Source organism: Serratia sp. CY37869 (assembly GCF_052168895.1).
Lineage (GTDB): Bacteria > Pseudomonadota > Gammaproteobacteria > Enterobacterales > Enterobacteriaceae > Serratia > Serratia ureilytica.
In genome coordinates this window covers 18,571-35,238 of sequence record NZ_JBJNLU010000004.1, presented here as the reverse complement: position 1 = coordinate 35,238, position 16,668 = coordinate 18,571, and the positions used below count along the sequence as shown (strand labels likewise).

Below are 16,668 nucleotides of genomic sequence, written 5' to 3'. Positions count from 1 at the left end.
CGCCGCCGGGCTTACGCCTTTAAACGCCGCAGTTGCCGATCCTGCCAGCCACCGAACAGCCATTGACCGGCTATCGCGCCAAGCAAGGCGCAGAACATGTCGGACTGCGTGTCCCACGGGTCGCCCTGGGTGCCGAGAAACTCATCGGCGCCCTGGCCCAGCGCCAGCGCCGCCCACCACTCGATAAGCTCATACACCGCGCTGATCGCCAGCGCGATACAGCACACCACGAAGCCCAGCATTTTGCGGCCCCGCACATAACCGCCGCGCAGCAGGATCTCGCGCGCCGCCAGCGCCGGCACCAGCCCCTGGAAGAAATGCCCCAGTTTGTCGTACGGGTTGCGGCCAAGATCCAGCCACTGCTGCACCTCAAACCCCAGCGGCACGCGGGCATAGCTGTACATGCCACCGAAAATCAGGATCAGCGCGTGGAAGAAAATCAGCGTATAGAGCAGCGGCGTCAGCGGATAACGGCGATGGGTCAGCCACAGCAGCGGCAAAACAATCAATACCGGCGCCACTTCCATCAGCCAGGTGGCGCGATCGTAAGGGCTGATGCCGCTGTGGATCAGCGCGGCCAGCAGCAACAGGGTAATAACGGACAACAACAACGGCGTGCGTGAGACGGGCATAACCAACGTTCCTTCGGGTCAATAGGGCAATCCCCTCTTTATACCGCAGATCGCACGGCGAAAAAAAACAGGCGGAGCGTCGCCGCTTCGCCTGTTCGAGGGGTGCTTACCCTGCTCGGGATTACTTCAGCGCTACGCGGATCACGTCGTCCGGCGCGGTCGCTTCTTTCTCGCGGCTGGAAGCCTGCTTGACGCTGACGTACAGCGTCTGGCCGTCCGGCGACAGCGCCAGGCTGTTCGGGTGGGTCGGCGTCTTGATGGTGTTCAGCACCTTGTAGCTCTTGGCGTCGATCACGCTCACTTCACCCGCCTGGCGATGGGTCACGTAAACTTCATTGCGCGCCGGGTTGAACAGCACCGCCAGCGATTCCGGCACGTCGATCTTGCTCAGGATGTTGCCGTTGCGGGTATCCACCACCAGCACCTGTGGCTGCTTGGAGTCGGTGATGAAGGCGCGATGGGTGGCGGTATCCAGGCTGATGTTCAGGAAGAAGTGCTCTTTAGTCTCATCCAGCTTCTTGCGTGACAGCACCTTGTTGCTCTGGGTATCGATAGTCACCAGCTCGCCGTCGGCGTTGGTGACGTACAGACGTTTGGCGGCGGCGTCCAACGCCAGGCCGGTGCCGTACTTGCCGGTGTCGGTTACGGTGGCGCTCAGGGTCAGATCCTTGCCGTCCACCACCCACACCACGCTGGATTCACCCAGCCCGGTGATATACAGGGTATCGCTGTCGGCATCCGCCACCAGTTCGCGCGGCGCCAGCGGCTTGACGGTCTCGGAGCGCTTGCGCGCGTCCAGCACCAAGCGGCCTTTCACGTCGCCGGTCTTGGCGTCGATGGCGGTCACCGAGTTATTGACCGTGTTGCCGAAGAACAGCGTGCCGGTTTTAGCATTAACGGCGGCGCCGAACGGCTTGATGTCGTTATGGATAATTTGGGTCACGTCCAGCGTGGTCGGATCCAGGCGGTAAACGATGCCGCCCTTGTCCAGCTTGCGGCTCTGCGACGTCGCCAGGTAGAGCGCGTTCTCGCTCGGGCTGTAGGCCATTTCATAGGCGCCCTTGCCAACCGGCTTGCGCAGCACTTCCGGCGCGGTCTGCGCCAGCAACGAGTTGGAGAACAGCAGCGTGGACAGCAGCATCAGCGGAAATGCCGCACGTTTTCCCTTGGTGATCAAAGCATTCATCAAAATCTCCTTATAGAGCCAACGGGGCGACCGAGCGGCCGCCCTCTCTCGTTATTAAAATCAGGCTTTCTCTTCGGAAAGCAGCGCCCACCAGCTGTCGATGGTCGGGTTGCGCGCCAGCGCGATAAAGTCGATATCGCCGCGGATCTTGCGCCAGCGGGTCGCCAGCTCCATGATGCGCACCGAATCCAGACCGTAATCGATCAGGTTTTCATCGTTGCCCATGTCTTCGCTGTCTTCGTCCAGCAGCGGCAGGATTTGCTGACGCAACGCGTCGATGCTGGCGATGCCGGTCGCCGGCAGCAGAGACGCGGTGGTCACCACCCGGCCGCAGCGGCCGGCGGTGTAGCGCAGCGCCATCAGGTGTTCGTCACGCGAGAAATCCGCCAGGCCATCGGCCACCATGAACGGCTGGATGTTGCGCATGAAGGCGTCGATAGCGGTGGTCAGGCAGCCGATGTGCGCGTACACGCCGCAGATGATCAGCTGATCGCGGCCGGACTCCTGCAGGATCTCCTGCAGCGGCGAGCGGTGGAAGGCGCTGTAGCGCCATTTCACCAGCACCGTGTCGTCTTCGTCCGGCGCCAGCGCGGCGGTCACCGCCTGCTGCTCGGGGTGTTTGTTCAGGCCCGGCCCCCACATGTCGTTCAACAGCGCGCGGTCCTCATCGCTCTGCTGGTTCGGCTGGGCGGTATAAAACACCGGAATGCCCTGCTGTTTGCAGTAGCGACGCAGGTTGGCGATGTTCTCCACCACCTGTTTGATCAGCGCGCTGTCTTCGCCCCAGAAATTGAGGAAATACTGCTGCATATCGTGGATCAGCAGCGCGGCGCGCTGCGGTTCTACCTGCCAGGTGACTTTATTTTGCGGCAGTTCGTCCGCCGTCGGCAGCGCGTAGTCATTAAGTTTTGGAATGGCCATCGATTAATCTCCCTGAGCCTGAGTCTGTAGTTGCGCGTCGAGCTGCTGGCGCAGCCGTTTTTTGTCCACTTTGCCGACCGGAGTCAGCGGCAGGCTGTCCACCTGAATAAAACGATCCGGCAGTTTGAAGTCCGCCACGCCCTGTTCGCGCAGGTGGCGGCGCAGCACCACCGGCTTGAGCGGCGCGTTGGCGATGATATAAGCGCAGCTCTTCTCTCCCATCAGCGCGTCCGGCATCGACACCAGCGCGGCGTTGATCACGTCCGGATGACGCAGCAGCAGGTTCTCGATTTCCTCGGCGGCGATCTTCTCCCCGCCGCGGTTGATCTGGTCTTTCTGCCGCCCCTGCACGGTGATGTAGCCGTCTTCGCTGATGCTGATCAGATCGCCGGAGCAGTAGAAACCGTCGGCGTCGAAAGCGTCGGCGTTGTGCGCCGGGCTCTGGTAGTAACCGCGGAAGGTATAAGGCCCGCGCGTCATCAACCGGCCGACCTCGCCCGCCGGCAATGAATTGCCGTCGTCATCCGCCACCCACACTTCGTCGTCCGGCGACATCGGCCGCCCTTGCGTCGTCAGGATGTGGCGTTCGTCGTCGTCCAGCCGGGTGTAGTTCACCAGCCCTTCCGCCATGCCGAACACCTGCTGCAGTTGGCAGCCGATTTCGTTCTGAATGCGCGCCGCCAGCGTTTCGCCCAGCTTGGCGCCACCCACCTGCAGCAGTTTCAGGCTGGCGAGCTGGGCATTACCGCCCCACTCTTCGATCGCCTGCAGCCACAGCGTGACCGCCGGCGGCACCAGCGCCGTCACGTTGATTTGATGCTGTTCGATCAGGCGGAAGCACTGCCCGGCATCAGGATCGGCGGCGAACACTACCCGCCCGGCGCCATAAAATACGCCCAGCACGCCCGGCGAGCTCATCGGGTAGTTGTGCGCCACCGGCAGCGCGCACAGATAACGGGTCTGCGCGTCGAAACGGCAGATCTCCACGCTGCGGCGAATGCTGTAGTAGTAGTCGTTGTGGGTACGCGGGATCAGCTTCGGCGTACCGGTGCTGCCGCCGGAAAGCTGGAAGAACGCCACCTGATCGGCCGCGGAAGGCTGCGCGACGAAACCGTCGCTGGCTTCGTCCAGCCAGGCGGCCAGTGCCAGCTCGCCCTCGGGCTGGCTGCGCAGCGCCACAACCCGCAGCGAAGGATGCGCATCGCGAAAGGCGTTCAGGAATTGATCGTCGGCAAACAGCGCGTGCCGGCGATCGGCGATCAGCAGCGCCGGTTTGATCTGCTCGGCATAGGCGTTCAGCTCGCTGCGCTGATGGCTGAACAGCGCGTTGACCGGCGCCACGCCAATTTTCAGCAGCGCGAAGAACACGATATAAAATTCCGCCACGTTGCCCAGCTGCACCAGCGCGGTGTCGCCGGATTTCACGCCGCGGCGCAGCAAAGCGGCCGCCAGGCGATCGGAGCGCTGCTGCAGCTCGCGGTAGGTCAGGCTGCCCTGGGCGTCGATAATCGCCGGAGCGTCGTTGTTGGCCTGGCGGTCGAGGATCTCGGTCAGCGGCTTGTCAATCCAGTAGCCGCGCTCGCGATAGCGGCTGGCGAACTCCGCCGGCCAGGGGGTAAAGGCAATGCTCATCTTGTCGTTATCCTTGATTCATACCAAAGGCACGCAGAATGGTGCTGAGTTTGGTACCTGTTTCATGCCATTCAGATTCGGGTGAAGAGTCTTCCACAATGCCGGCGCCGGCGAACAGCCGCACCCGGTTGCCGTCAACGGTGCCACAGCGGATAGTCACAACCCACTCGCCGTTGCCTTCGTCGTCGCACCAGCCGACGATGCCGCCGAACAGGCCGCGATCGAACGGCTCCAGCTTGCCGATCAGGGCGTGCGCCTCGGCCGTCGGCATACCGCACAGCGCCGGCGTCGGGTGCAACAGGCAAGCCAGCGACAGGGCGTTTTCGTCCGGAGACGCCGCCTCGCCGTCGATCGGCGTGGAGAGATGCCACAGCGTGGTGGTGGTCAGCAGTTCAGGGGTGTGCGGCACGTTCAGGTAGCGGCAGCGGCCAGCCAGCACGTCGCGCATGCTTTCGGTGACGATGCGGTGCTCGTGGCGATCTTTCGCCGAGGCCATCAGCCGCTCCCCCACTTCGCGATCGCGCTGCGGATCGGCCTCCCGCCGGGCGGAACCGGCCAGCGGGTTGGAATAGAAACGGCCGCCGTCCTGACGCAGCAGCAGCTCTGGGCTAGCGCCCAACAGCGCGCCCTGCTCCAGCGGCACATGGAAGTGGAAACCGTGTGGGTTCTGGGCGATCACGCGCGCCATCAGCGCATGGCGATCCACCGGCTGGCGCGTTTCGATCTCCAGCAGGCGCGACAAAACCACTTTATCCAGCTCACCGGCCTTCATCGCGGCAACGGCGTCGCTGACCATGTTCATGAACGTCTGCTGCGGCGGCAGCTCCGTCACCCCGGCCAGTTCAGGGCCGTTCGCCGAAGGCCGAACGCCGGCCATAAAGGCGGCGCGGTCGAACCAGCGGCTCTGCTGGGGAACAAACAGCGCCGAAGGCTGCCGGGTATCGAACGGAATGGCGCCACACAGCAGCGGCTTTTTGATGCCGGCCTGACGGGCCTCGGCAAACGCCTGCCGCACGCGGCGCTGGAACTCGCCGTTCAGATCTGCGCCGTCCGCGGCCGGCAGGCGAATGCGGCTGAAACAACCGGTGGTGGTCAAGCTGCGGTAAGGGGAGGTAAAGAAGAAGCCCGACGCCGGAGAAAAATCAGCGGCGAACCGGTGTTCTTCGCGCTCCTGCATTTCCTTTCGATTGATGTCGTTCACGGCAGTAACCATCGCTTCGCCCTCAAGAATTTGAAGTGATAACCAATATAATAATGATTATCATTTGAGTTGATTCCGCGCTAAATTACTCGCCGATATTTGCTATGTCAATAAACGTAAGCACTTCTTTCATTTCGAAATCATGACATAAACGCTGTGGGTTTTACGCATGCCGATGATAAGCATTGCTATTTGATCCCACAGCGTTGTTTTAACGCGTTCGACTACTTTTCTGTGGCGGGCTGCGGCTCCGGTTTGTGCAGCGTAACCTGGCGCAAACCGGTCATGGCGAACAGCAACAGGATGCCGAGCAGCGCCGCGCCGAAGCCGAAACCGCTGGCGCTCATTGCCGGCAGCATAAAGGCGCCCATCGCCCCCAGCAGCAACGCGCCCAGCGCATCGCCCACCACGTTCTGCGCCGTCCACAGGCCGTTGATGCGGCCAAGGAAATTGTCCGGCGTCAGGCCCTGGATCAGGCCGTATTGCAGCAGCGAGTTCAGCGCGCTCAGGTAGCCGAACGCCACCAGGCACAGCAACGCCAGGCTGTACCACGGCATCAGGCCGAACAGGCCAATAGAGGCGAAAGCCGCGATCGCCGTCAGCAGCATCACCCAACCGGGGCGCGCCACGTGCGCCACGCGCCCGCTGGTGAACGCACCAATAGTCGCGCCGAGCGGCACGGCGGCGTACATATAACCGAGGTGGGCTGCGTCGATGCGCCAGCTTTCCGCCATCGCCGGGTACAGCACGCGCACCGCGCTGGCCATGGTCAGCAACGCGCCGATCAGCGCCACCATGCCGATCACCTTGTTCTGGAACAGGAAGGCGAAACCGCCCGCCAGCGCGCGCAGCGGATGTTCCCGCGGCTGCGGCGGCGGCATCAGCTGCGGCAGGCTCAGCAGCGGCAGCAACGTCAGCAGGGTGCCGAACGCCGCCAGGCCGTAGTTCCAGGCGATGCCCATATGGGCGATCACCAGGCCGCCGATGGCCGGGGAAAGAATCGAGCCGAAGCGCACCGTCAGCATGCTGATGGCGCCCGCCTGCACGATGTTTTCGCGGCCCACCAGCGCCGGCGTGGCCGCCAGCAGCGCCGTCACCCCCACGGCGCCGAAGAAACCGTCCCACACCGCCAGCAGATAAATGGCCGCCAGCGAAGGTGACGGCAACAGGGCGTTGAGGCACAGGCCGACGAACCCGATGCCGCAAGTGGAGCGCGCGAACAGGATCAACCGGCGCCGCTCATAGCGATCGGCCAATACGCCGCCCATCAGCAGCCCGGCGAACATGCCGCCGCCGGCCAGCGTCACCGCCAACCCGACCTGCAGGGTGGAACCGGTCAGCGCCTGGATCTGCACCGGGATGGCGATCGCCATCAGCCCCAGCGCCACAATGGAGATGAAACGCGCGCAGAATACCGCGCGAAAGGCCCGGTGGGTTTTCAGCAGGCTAAAATCAAGCAGGATGGAGGGTTTGCTACTCATCGGTTGTTCACCACATCTTTAAACGGGGATTCTGCAGTTGCGGAGCGCTATGCTAGCACAGATAACGAAATCAATAATGATAATAGAAATCATTGATATTCAATTGTGAGCGGACGCAAGAAACGCCGCCAAACGCGGGGTAATCCCCGTGCCTGGCGGCGAGATGACGGGCGTCATTACAGCGTGCGCAAAATCCGATTCAGCAGCGGCCCCAGCACTTTGAACGACGCCGGCGAAACGATATCGACATGCGCGCAGTCGAGCTCGTGCGCCTGCAGCGCATCGACGTACTGCGACCAGGTCTGCTGCACGTCCATCCCTGCCTGCAACGTGCGTTTGGCGACGAACAGCGTCGCCTGGCCGTGGAAGCGGGCGGTCCGCGTGTGCGACAGCAACCGCACCGAATCGGCGTAGTTGGCTTCGATGTTGTCGAACATCAGGGTGCGCGTCTCGCCCAGTGCGGGATCGAGCGTATCCTGCGACACCGCCAGGAACTGTTCGCGCTCGCGCTGCACTTCCTTCAACACGTTGTCGTCCAGCATTACGTCCCAGTTTTGGGTCTCCGGCGGATAGGTATCCAGCAGGCCGAGGAACGCCACCTGCTCGCCGCGCGCCTGCAGCCGGGCGGCGATGCCCTGGGCCAGCGTGCCGCCCAGCGAGTAGCCGATGAAGTGGTACGGCCCGTGCGGCTGCACCTGCAGCACCGTCTGCAGGTGCGCCTCCACCACCTGGTCCATGTCTTCGCTCAGCGCCAGCGGGCCGTCCGGCCGCGGCGACTGAATGCCGACCAGCGACCAGTGCTGATCGAGATAGCGCGGCAATACGCTGAACTGCCAGGAGAAACCGGACGCCGGATGCAGACAGAACAGCGTCGGCCCCTCGGTGACGCGCAGCGGCAATACGCTGTCGAAGCCACTGCGATCGGCCTCTTCCTGCGTGCGATCTTCCGCCAGCAAGGCGGCCAATTGCTCGACGCGCGACGCCACCATCACCTGGCCGACGGACACCGCCTTGCCCAGATCGCGGCGCAGCTCGGCCGCCAGACGCATCGCCAGCAGCGAATGGCCGCCCAGCGCGAAGAAATCGTCGTCGGCGAACACCTGCTCGCGCTGCAGCAAGCGGGCAAATACTGCGGCGATCTCGCTTTCCAACCCGGCCTGCGGCGGACGCCCTGCCTTGCGCTCACCGCCCTGCGGCTGCGGCAGGGCCTTGCGATCCAGCTTGCCGTTGGCGCTCAGCGGCAAATCGCGCATTTCCACCAACGCCACCGGCACCATGTGCGGCGGCAGACGGTCGGCCAGCGCCGCGCGCAGGGCTTCCGCATCCCAGCTCGCGCCAGGCTGCATCACCAGATAACCCACCAGCTGGCGCGCATCGCCGCCGGCGTCCACCGGCGTGCCCTGCAGCACCCGCGCGTGCGTCACCGCCTGGCGCACGCCCGGCAGCGACAGCAGGGCGTGGTCGATTTCACTCAGCTCGATACGCTGCCCGCGGATCTTCAGCTGATCGTCGCTGCGGCCCAAATATTCCACCGCGCCGTCCGGCAGCCAGCGCGCCACGTCGCCGGTGCGGTACATGCGCCCGCCCTCACCGAACGGATCGGCGACAAAGCGGCTGGCGGTCAGATCCGGCCGGCCAAGGTAGCCGTGCGCCAACTGGACGCCGGTCAGATACAGATCGCCCGCCACGCCCGGCGGCACCGGCCGCAGACGCGCGTCCAGAATGCGCAGCCCGGTGTTCCACACCGGCAGGCCAATCGGCACGTTGGCGCCGGTCACCTTCGCCAGCGCCTCGCCGTAGGCCGGATGCCAGGTCACGTCCACCGCCGCTTCGGTCGGGCCGTAGAGGTTGTGCAGCGGCACCGCCGTGCGGCTTTGCCACAGGCGGCACAGCTCCGCCGGCAGCGCTTCGCCGCTGCAGAACACCTGGCGCAGCGCGGCGCAGCTCGCCACCGCCGCGTCGTCGTCCAGGGCGGCAACGAAAGCCGCCAGCATCGACGGTACGAAGTGCATCGTGGTAATGCGGTGTTGAGCGATCAGCTGTTGCAGCTGCTGCGGATCGCGGTGCGCCTCCGGCGGCGCCATCACCAGCCGGGCGCCGACCATCAATGGCCAGAAGAATTCCCACACCGAGACATCGAAACTGCACGGCGTTTTCTGCAGCACCGCGTCGTCCGCCCCCAGCGGATACTGGTGTTGCATCCACAGCAGGCGGTTGACGATCGCCTGATGGCCGACCAGCACGCCTTTCGGGCGCCCGGTGGAGCCGGAGGTAAAGATGATATAGGCCGCATGGTCCGGCGTCGGGCCCGCGATCGCCACCCCGGCGGCGTGATCGGCCGCCAGCGGCGCGTCATACAGCAACATGTCGCCCTTGTCGGCGAAACGCGCCTGCTGCGCCGGGTGAGTGATGATCAAGCGGGGCGCGGCGTCTTCCAGCATCATCGCCAGCCGCTCGTCCGGATAACCGGTGTCCAGCGGCAGGTAGGCGGCGCCCGCTTCGACGATCGCCATCAACGCCAGCGACAGGAACACCGAGCGCGGCAGCGCCACCGCCACGATGTCGCCCGGCCGCACGCCCTGCGCCACCAGCTGGCGCGCCAGCGCCGTGACCTGCTCGCGCGTTTCGCGGTAGGTGAAGCTGAAATGCGCATCCGCCAACGCCGGCGCGTCCGGCGTGGCTTGCGCCTGCTGCGCCAGCAATTGGCTCAGCGTGGTCGCCGGCACCGGATGCGCCGTGTCGTTGATCCGCGCCAGCAGCGCGCGATCGTCGGCGGTCAGCATATCGGCCTCGCCGATCGGCAACGTTGCCTGCGCGGCGAACTGCGCCAGCAGCAGCGGCAACCGTTGCAGGTGCGCCTGCAGCTCCTGGCGGCTGTAACGTTCGGCATTGGCCAGCAGCTCCACCTTCAATTGGCGGTGTTCATCGATAAACAGCGCAATCTCCAGATCGCGCACCGGCCCGGAGGCCAGATCGTGGGTAATGCCCTCGATGCCGGCGAAATCCAGCTGGTAATCGAACATTTTGAAGTTGAAGACCGTGCCGTACAGCGGTTCGCCGTCGCCGATGCGCCCCAGATCGCGCTGAACCTGTTCGGCGTCGTAGCGCTGATGGCGGCGCACCGTTTTCAGCTCGCGGCTGATGCGTGCGGCGGCCTCATACAGCGTGGCCTGCGGCTCGAGATGCATCTCCATCGGCAGCACATTGATCACCGGGCCGGCGGCGCACAGGGCGGCCGAGCCGGTACGGCGCATGAAGATAAAACCGGCGCTGAAGCTCGGTTGGCCGCTCAGGCGCGATACCCACAGCGCCACCAGCGCCACCGCCATATCGGCGGCGTTCAGCTTCTGCTGCGCGCCACGCTGCACCAGTTCGGCGAAGGCCTGCGGATCGCAGCGCTGTTCCAGCCGGTGGATGCGCGGCGTGGGCGTTTGCCCGGCCAGCGGCTGCGGGCAGATCGTGGCCGGCGGCGGCAGCTGCCGCGCTTTTTCGCGCCAGAAATCGGCGTCGCGTTGCCAGGCCGGTGCCTGCCGGTAAGCCTGGTATTCCGCCACCACGTCGCTGAACGCCGTGAAAGGCGTCGGCTCCAGCGCGTCGCCGCGGCAAAGATGGGTATAAATCGCCGCCACGCGGCGAGCGATGGCGGTGAAGCTGAAACCGTCCACCAACAGATGGTGATAGCGCTGATACCAGAACCAGCGATCGTCCGCCAGGCGCATCACCACATGGCGATACAGCGGTGCGCCGCTGCCGGCGCGCAGATCGCTCGCCAGATCGATGTCCATCAGCGCGCGAGCGGCGGCTTCGGGATCCGGCGACGTCGTCAGATCGACCCGTTCCGGCGCGTGCACCGCCAGCGAGTCATCCAGCCATTGCACCGGCACGCCGTCGCGTTCCGCAAAACGCAGCCGCAGCATGTCCACCTCGCCGAGGCCCTGGGTGATGGCCTGCAGCAGGGGCTCCACGGCGACGGGGCCGTTGAGTTCGATGGCATGCGCCACCGCGTAAGCATTGCGATGCGGGGAGATTTGATCGGCGACCCAAATGCCGGGTTGCGCCGCGACCAGCGGCCATTCGCCCGCAAGCGCCGGGCCGCTGAGAGAGTTAGGGGTGTGTGACACTGCTTATTGCTCCCGTGATTACCAGGCGCCGGTCACGCCTTGCGTGCTGCGACCGGCAGAATATCTTGCCAATGCTGTTCCAGCCACTCGGCGCACTCGGTGCGCGCCGCCGGGCCAAATACGATCGTCCAATCGGGTGGAATGGCGCGGAAATCCGGCCACAAACTGTATTGTTGTTGTACGTTGCGCAGCACCAGGCTGCGCTGCTGTTGATCATCGAACGGATTCAGGCTTTCCATCCTGCGTTCCTTGTGCCGCCGTCGTTACCGATGCCGGATAAGCGGTGGCGAAAGCGGAAGCCCACACCGCCTGCAGCCCGTCGGTCAGGCCGCTGCGCCAGCACAGCGCGTCGTGCCCGCCTTCCACCACCCGGTAGTGCACCCGATGGCCGGCTTCGCTCAGGCGCGCCGCCATTTGCCCGCTGACCTGATGCACCAGCTTTTCCTGCGTACCGGCTTCCATAAATACCTTCAGCGCGCCGTGGTTGCCCAGGCCGTGGCGTTCGACCTGTTGCATCAGCCAGCAGGCGTCGTCGGGAATGCTCGGCAGCTGCAGCATGTCGCGCCGCGGCCACCAATAGGAGCCGGACTGGGTGATCACCGCGCCGAAGCGCTGCGGCCAGCGCAGCCCGGCGTACAGAGAGGCCAGGCCGCCAAAGCTTTGCCCCGCCACCACAGTCTCGGCCGGATTGTCGCTGTGCGGCGCCCATTCGGCCAGTTGCGGCATCAGTTCTTCCTGCACCGCCAGCCAGAAATCGTCCTTGCAGGTCAGCTCACGCGCCCGGTGCGGCAGATCGATGATGTCGATCAGCACATACACCGCTTCCGGCAACGCCCCCTCGCGGGTCAGTTGCATCAACGGCGCCCAGACCGGCATTTGCTTCGCCCAGAACTGGCCGTCGAGCAGGATCGCGAGCGGGCGTTCGGCCGGCTTGCTGTCGCCGGTGGTGTAGATCCAGACATCGCGGCTGTTGCCCAGACGCTCGCTCTGCCAGGTATGGCGCTGCAAACGCGCCGGCAGCGGCGGCGTGCAGCGCCCGCTGGCGATCTCATACTCATCGAACGAGCGCCACACCGGCTGCGGCGGCGCATCCGGCATGTGCAGACCGGAAACGCTGTGGCCGCTGGCGCTTTGCCAGGAGCGATAGGGGTTGAGCAGATCGGGAGTGGCGCAGGCGAACACCTGGTGCCACCAGTGACGCAGGTTGTGCATGTTGGCGTGCGCGTCGTCGTCGCTGAACGCCGGCGGCCGCTCGTCAAAACAAGGAATAAAGCAGTAGCTGCCGCGCCAGGCGCCGTTCAGCTCGGTCTGCCAGTACCATACGTCGGTACCGGCCAAACGCAGCAGGCTTTGCGGCGGATTCGGCTGATGGTGGTCGGTCAGGCAGTTGATGTTGATCCACACCCGGCGGTAGGCGGAAGTCAATTCGCATCCCTGCGGATCGCGCCAGAAAAAGGTGGTTCGCCACCGGCCGTTACCCGCCGGTTCTACCCATGGCGTACCGCGTCGTGCCACCGTCAACCACCACCCTGGACTGCCCGCATTGCTGCTGGCCAATAATCTGCTGCTTTCTGACTCTAGTTCTGTATTCACAACGCCTACCCATTTTGTAGTTGGCGGCACCGGGAACGTCGACTTTTCCCTATCGCCGGCCACCGCCCGAACACACTGTAGGCCAAATACTATTGATAATAATTTGCATTTGCAATAGTGTGTAAGGCTTGGAGATCGTGCTGGTATTGCGCGCAACGGACAGGGATCGGGGATACATCAATGGCATCCCTTGCCGCAGCCGATTTTCTATTCCGACTACACAAAAACTACAACCGCCTTTCCCCCATTCGGCGAGGGAGGGCAGCAAGGTAGGACACTCAAATGAAAAGCAAGCTATCACGTTATTCTTTGGCCACTCTTATCGGCTTGGGATTGGGCGCGTCCGCGTTCGCCAACGCCGCGCAGCAGACCGACACCCCCACCACGGAAGAAAACAGCGGCACAGCGGATAAAAAGCCGCGCGGCGAAGACACCATCGTCGTGACCGCCGCCCGGCAGAACCTGCAGGCGCCGGGGGTATCCACCATCACCGCCGACGAGATCAAGAAACGCCCGCCGGCGCGCGACATCAGCGAACTGATCCGCACCATGCCCGGGGTTAACCTGACCGGCAACTCCACCAGCGGCCAGCGCGGCAACAACCGCCAGATCGATATCCGCGGCATGGGCCCGGAAAATACCCTGATTCTGATCGACGGCAAACCGGCCTCCAGCCGCAACTCGGTGCGTCAGGGCTGGCGCGGCGAACGTGACTCACGCGGCGATACCGCCTGGGTGCCGCCGGAAATGATCGAACGCATCGAAGTGCTGCGCGGCCCGGCTGCGGCGCGCTATGGCAACGGCGCCGCGGGCGGCGTGGTCAACATCATCACCAAGAAGGCCGGCGATGCGCTGCACGGCTCGCTGAACGGCTACTTCAACGTGCCGCAGCACAAGCAGGAAGGCGCCACCAAGCGTACCGATTTCAGCCTGTCCGGCCCGCTGAGCGATTCCCTGAGCTTCCGCCTGTTCGGCGGCTACAGCAAAACGCAGGCCGACGCCTGGGACATTAACGAATCGCACAAATCCGAACGCGTCGGCGCCTACGCCAACAGCGTGCCCGCCGGGCGCGAAGGGGTGGTCGATAAAAACATCGACGCCCTGCTGCACTGGGATTTCGCCCATCTGCAGTCGCTGGAGTTCGAATACGCCTATGGCCGCCAGGGCAACCTGTACGCCGGCGATACTCAGAACACCAACACCAACGCCCTGGTGCAGAGCAACTACGGCAAAGAGACCAACCGCATCTACCGTGAAACCTTCGGCCTGACCCACCGCGGCGCCTGGGACAACGGCGTGAGCACCAACAACTACGTGCAGTTCGAACGCACCCGCAACACCCGTATAAACGAAGGGTTGGCCGGCGGCACCGAAGGCATCTTCGATACCAAGAACACCGGTTTCGGCACCACCAAGCTGGATGACTTCCTGGCGCACAGCGAAGTCAGCGTGCCGTTCGAGCTGGGCGTCGCGCAAACCGCTACGCTGGGCACCGAGTGGAGCCAACAACGCATGAAGGACGGCACCTCCACCAGCCAAACGCTGATGGGCGGCACCATTCCCGGCATGACGACCGGTACGCGCAGCCCTTACGCTTCCGCGCATATTTTCTCGCTGTTCGCCGAAGACAACATTGAACTGACCGACACCACCATGCTGACGCCGGGTCTGCGCTACGATCTGCATTCGGAATCCGGCAACAACTGGAGCCCGGCGCTGAACCTGTCGCAGGAACTGGGCGACTACTTCACGCTGAAGATGGGCATCGCCCGTTCCTACAAGGCGCCGACCCTGTTCCAGACCAACGGCAACTATCTGCTGTACAGCAAAGGCCAGGGATGCGCCGGTAGCGATACCAGAAACGGCTGCTACCTGCTCGGCAACGACGATCTGAAGGCGGAAACCAGCGTCAACAAAGAGATCGGGCTGGAGTTCCATAACGACGGCTGGCTGGCCGGCGTGACCTACTTCCGCAACGATTACCACAACAAGATTGAAGCGGGTAACTCCCGCATCGCCACCAGCAGCACCGGTACGGCGGTCTATCAGTGGGAAAACGTGCCGAAGGCGGTGGTGCAAGGGCTGGAAGGCTCGCTGAACGTGCCGGTCAGCGAGACCGTCACCTGGAGCAACAACGCCACCTACATGATCGAGAACAAGAACAAGACCACCGGCGATTACCTGTCGGTGATCCCGAAGTTCACCGTCAACTCGACCCTCAGCTGGCAGGCCACGCAGGATCTGTCGATGCAGTCCACCCTGACCTGGTACGGCCGTCAGAAGCCGAAGAAGTACAACTACCAGGGTAAACCGGCCACCGGCGGCGAAACCCGCGAGGTTAGCCCTTACGCCGTCGTCGGCGCCAGCGCGACCTATGATCTGACCAAAAACGTCAGCCTCACCGCCGGCATCGACAACCTGTTCGATAAACGCCAGTTCCGCGCCGGCAACGCGCAGAACGTCGGCGACCCGAACACCGGTGCGATCAACATCGCCGGTGCGGGCGCGGCCACCTACAACGAACCGGGCCGCACCTACTACATGAGCATCAACACCCACTTCTGATGACATGAACCAACGACAAAGGGCGCCGCGGCGCCCTTTTTTTATCTTTCCATTCAGTTATTTGGTGTGTAGCTGAATGCGCACCACGCTTTCGGCTTTGCCGGCCTTGGTGGCAGCGCCGTCGTTTTTCACCGTTACGAACAGCGCATCGCCTTTCGGATCCAACGCCAGGCTGTTAGGGTGCGGCGGCAGGTCCACGGTTTGCAGGCGCTTGAGGGTCTTGGCGTCGAACACCGTCAGCGTCCCGGCGCCGTGATCCACGCGCACGCCCTTGCGGTTGGCGACATACAGCCGCTGGCTGCGCTCGTCGAGCAGCAGACCGATCGGCACTTCATCCGTCAGTTCGCTGGCCAGCACCTTGCCGCTGTCCGCATCCAGCGCAAACACCCGGTGGCCGCTGCTGCGCTTCACGTAGTCGCGCCCCAGATGATGGTTGCGGTAGTCGTCGCGGTCGATGCCCTGATCGACGCCCAACAGGCGGTTGCTCGCCGGGTCATACACCAGGTTCAGCAACTGATCGGCCTGCACCTCGTGCGTGGCGGCGATCGCCAGCGTGTCGGCGTTCAGGGTGATCACCTGCCCCTGCATGTTGGAGACGAACACCCTGCGGCCCTTCTCATCCAGCGTGATGCCCACCGCGTTGTAACCGAAGCCCGGGATCACTTTCTCCAGCTTGCCGGCCTTGGTATCGACCACGTACAGCACGCTGTCGACGCCGAAGCCCAGCCCCGGCAGGAACAGGCGGCCGCTTTGCGCGTCATATTTAATCTCGCGGATGCGGTACAGGTAGTCCTCAGTGATCTTGAACTTCTTCAGCTCCGCCAGCAGGAAATCCAGGCGCTTGCCGCTGATGCCCGCCTGCTTGTAGGCCTGCTCCAGCACCGCTTTATCCAGCAGCTTGATGCTGTCGAGCGCATGGTTGGTGGTGGTGTCCACCACCCCGACTTCGCCGTTGAAGGCCTGCGTCAGGTACAAACGGTTGCCCGCATCGTTCAGCGCCACGCCGAAGCCTTTCACCTTCAGCGGGATCTCCGCCTTGATCGCCAGGGTGTTGGGATCCAGCCGCAGCACGCGGGAGCGCGCTTCTTCCTTCCAGTCCGGCGCACTGACGAACAGCGCCTGCTGCGAGGTGCTGTAGGCCATCTCCACCACCGCCGACGACAGCGCCTGGCGCTTGATGTCCTGCGGTTTGATGCCGGCATCGTCCGCCTGCGCGGCGCCGGCGACCACCAGAGAGGCCGCCACCAGCAGCGACAGTAACGCGCGCGGGGTTGCTAGGGTTCCAGACATCCTTTTATCTCCTTGAAAATCATGCTTTCGGTTAGAGTGAAACAAC

At 64.0% G+C, this 16,668-nt stretch carries 11 protein-coding genes; 1 reads left to right on the top strand and 10 read right to left on the bottom strand.

The genetic code is table 11. From position 1 onward, the window contains the following. Positions 1–11 precede the first annotated feature (11 nt). The 9 genes from ACJ8J1_RS18820 to fes all read right to left on the bottom strand — a co-directional run bounded on the left by ACJ8J1_RS18820 (position 12) and on the right by fes (position 12,767). Positions 12–632, bottom strand: a complete 621-nt coding sequence (locus ACJ8J1_RS18820) for a DUF2238 domain-containing protein (RefSeq protein WP_050594393.1) — start codon at positions 630–632, stop codon at positions 12–14. Between the two features lie 121 nt (positions 633–753). Then, complete coding sequence (yncE, locus tag ACJ8J1_RS18815) at positions 754–1,818, bottom strand: 7-bladed beta-propeller protein YncE (protein ID WP_033641591.1); 1,065 nt, start codon at positions 1,816–1,818, stop codon at positions 754–756. A 60-nt stretch (positions 1,819–1,878) separates the two neighbouring features. Beyond that, on the bottom strand, positions 1,879–2,739 hold the full coding sequence (locus ACJ8J1_RS18810) for an isochorismatase (protein WP_033641590.1): 861 nt from the start codon (positions 2,737–2,739) through the stop codon (positions 1,879–1,881). Positions 2,740–2,742: 3 nt separating this feature from the next. Continuing rightward, positions 2,743–4,371 carry a (2,3-dihydroxybenzoyl)adenylate synthase gene (locus ACJ8J1_RS18805; protein ID WP_033641588.1) on the bottom strand — a complete coding sequence of 543 codons (1,629 nt, stop codon included), beginning with the start codon at positions 4,369–4,371 and terminating at the stop codon, positions 2,743–2,745. Between the two features lie 7 nt (positions 4,372–4,378). Then, positions 4,379–5,584, bottom strand: coding sequence for an isochorismate synthase (locus ACJ8J1_RS18800; protein ID WP_046688082.1), 1,206 nt, complete (start codon positions 5,582–5,584; stop codon positions 4,379–4,381). Between the two features lie 212 nt (positions 5,585–5,796). Further along, a complete protein-coding gene (gene entS / locus ACJ8J1_RS18795) occupies positions 5,797–7,053 on the bottom strand; it encodes an enterobactin transporter EntS (protein WP_033641586.1) in 1,257 nt (418 codons plus the stop codon). A gap of 176 nt (positions 7,054–7,229) precedes the next feature. Next, a complete protein-coding gene (locus tag ACJ8J1_RS18790; protein WP_033641585.1) occupies positions 7,230–11,174 on the bottom strand; it encodes an enterobactin synthase subunit F in 3,945 nt (1,314 codons plus the stop codon). A 32-nt stretch (positions 11,175–11,206) separates the two neighbouring features. Continuing rightward, positions 11,207–11,413, bottom strand: coding sequence for an MbtH family protein (locus ACJ8J1_RS18785; protein ID WP_033644173.1), 207 nt, complete (start codon positions 11,411–11,413; stop codon positions 11,207–11,209). After that, on the bottom strand, positions 11,388–12,767 hold the full coding sequence (gene fes, locus ACJ8J1_RS18780) for an enterochelin esterase (RefSeq protein ID WP_080273360.1): 1,380 nt from the start codon (positions 12,765–12,767) through the stop codon (positions 11,388–11,390). The genes ACJ8J1_RS18785 and fes overlap by 26 nt, the downstream gene beginning before the upstream one ends. Positions 12,768–13,049: 282 nt before the next feature. On the opposite strand from fes, the gene ACJ8J1_RS18775 reads away from it, so the two are divergent. Then, positions 13,050–15,332: a TonB-dependent siderophore receptor gene (locus tag ACJ8J1_RS18775; protein ID WP_033641584.1), complete on the top strand. Its 2,283-nt coding sequence runs from the start codon at positions 13,050–13,052 to the stop codon at positions 15,330–15,332. Positions 15,333–15,389: 57 nt separating this feature from the next. On the opposite strand, the gene ACJ8J1_RS18770 is transcribed toward ACJ8J1_RS18775, so the two are convergent. After that, on the bottom strand, positions 15,390–16,622 hold the full coding sequence (locus ACJ8J1_RS18770; RefSeq protein ID WP_033641583.1) for a YncE family protein: 1,233 nt from the start codon (positions 16,620–16,622) through the stop codon (positions 15,390–15,392). Between the last annotated feature and the right edge of the window lie 46 nt (positions 16,623–16,668).

Coding starts and splice junctions, on each gene's coding strand:
- ACJ8J1_RS18820 (WP_050594393.1), bottom strand. CDS start 632: ATGCCCGTCTCACGCACGCCGTTGTTGTTGTCCGTTATTACCCTGTTG.
- yncE (WP_033641591.1), bottom strand. CDS start 1,818: ATGAATGCTTTGATCACCAAGGGAAAACGTGCGGCATTTCCGCTGATG.
- ACJ8J1_RS18810 (WP_033641590.1), bottom strand. CDS start 2,739: ATGGCCATTCCAAAACTTAATGACTACGCGCTGCCGACGGCGGACGAA.
- ACJ8J1_RS18805 (WP_033641588.1), bottom strand. CDS start 4,371: ATGAGCATTGCCTTTACCCCCTGGCCGGCGGAGTTCGCCAGCCGCTAT.
- ACJ8J1_RS18800 (WP_046688082.1), bottom strand. CDS start 5,584: ATGGTTACTGCCGTGAACGACATCAATCGAAAGGAAATGCAGGAGCGC.
- entS (WP_033641586.1), bottom strand. CDS start 7,053: ATGAGTAGCAAACCCTCCATCCTGCTTGATTTTAGCCTGCTGAAAACC.
- ACJ8J1_RS18785 (WP_033644173.1), bottom strand. CDS start 11,413: ATGGAAAGCCTGAATCCGTTCGATGATCAACAGCAGCGCAGCCTGGTG.
- ACJ8J1_RS18775 (WP_033641584.1), top strand. CDS start 13,050: ATGAAAAGCAAGCTATCACGTTATTCTTTGGCCACTCTTATCGGCTTG.
- ACJ8J1_RS18770 (WP_033641583.1), bottom strand. CDS start 16,622: ATGTCTGGAACCCTAGCAACCCCGCGCGCGTTACTGTCGCTGCTGGTG.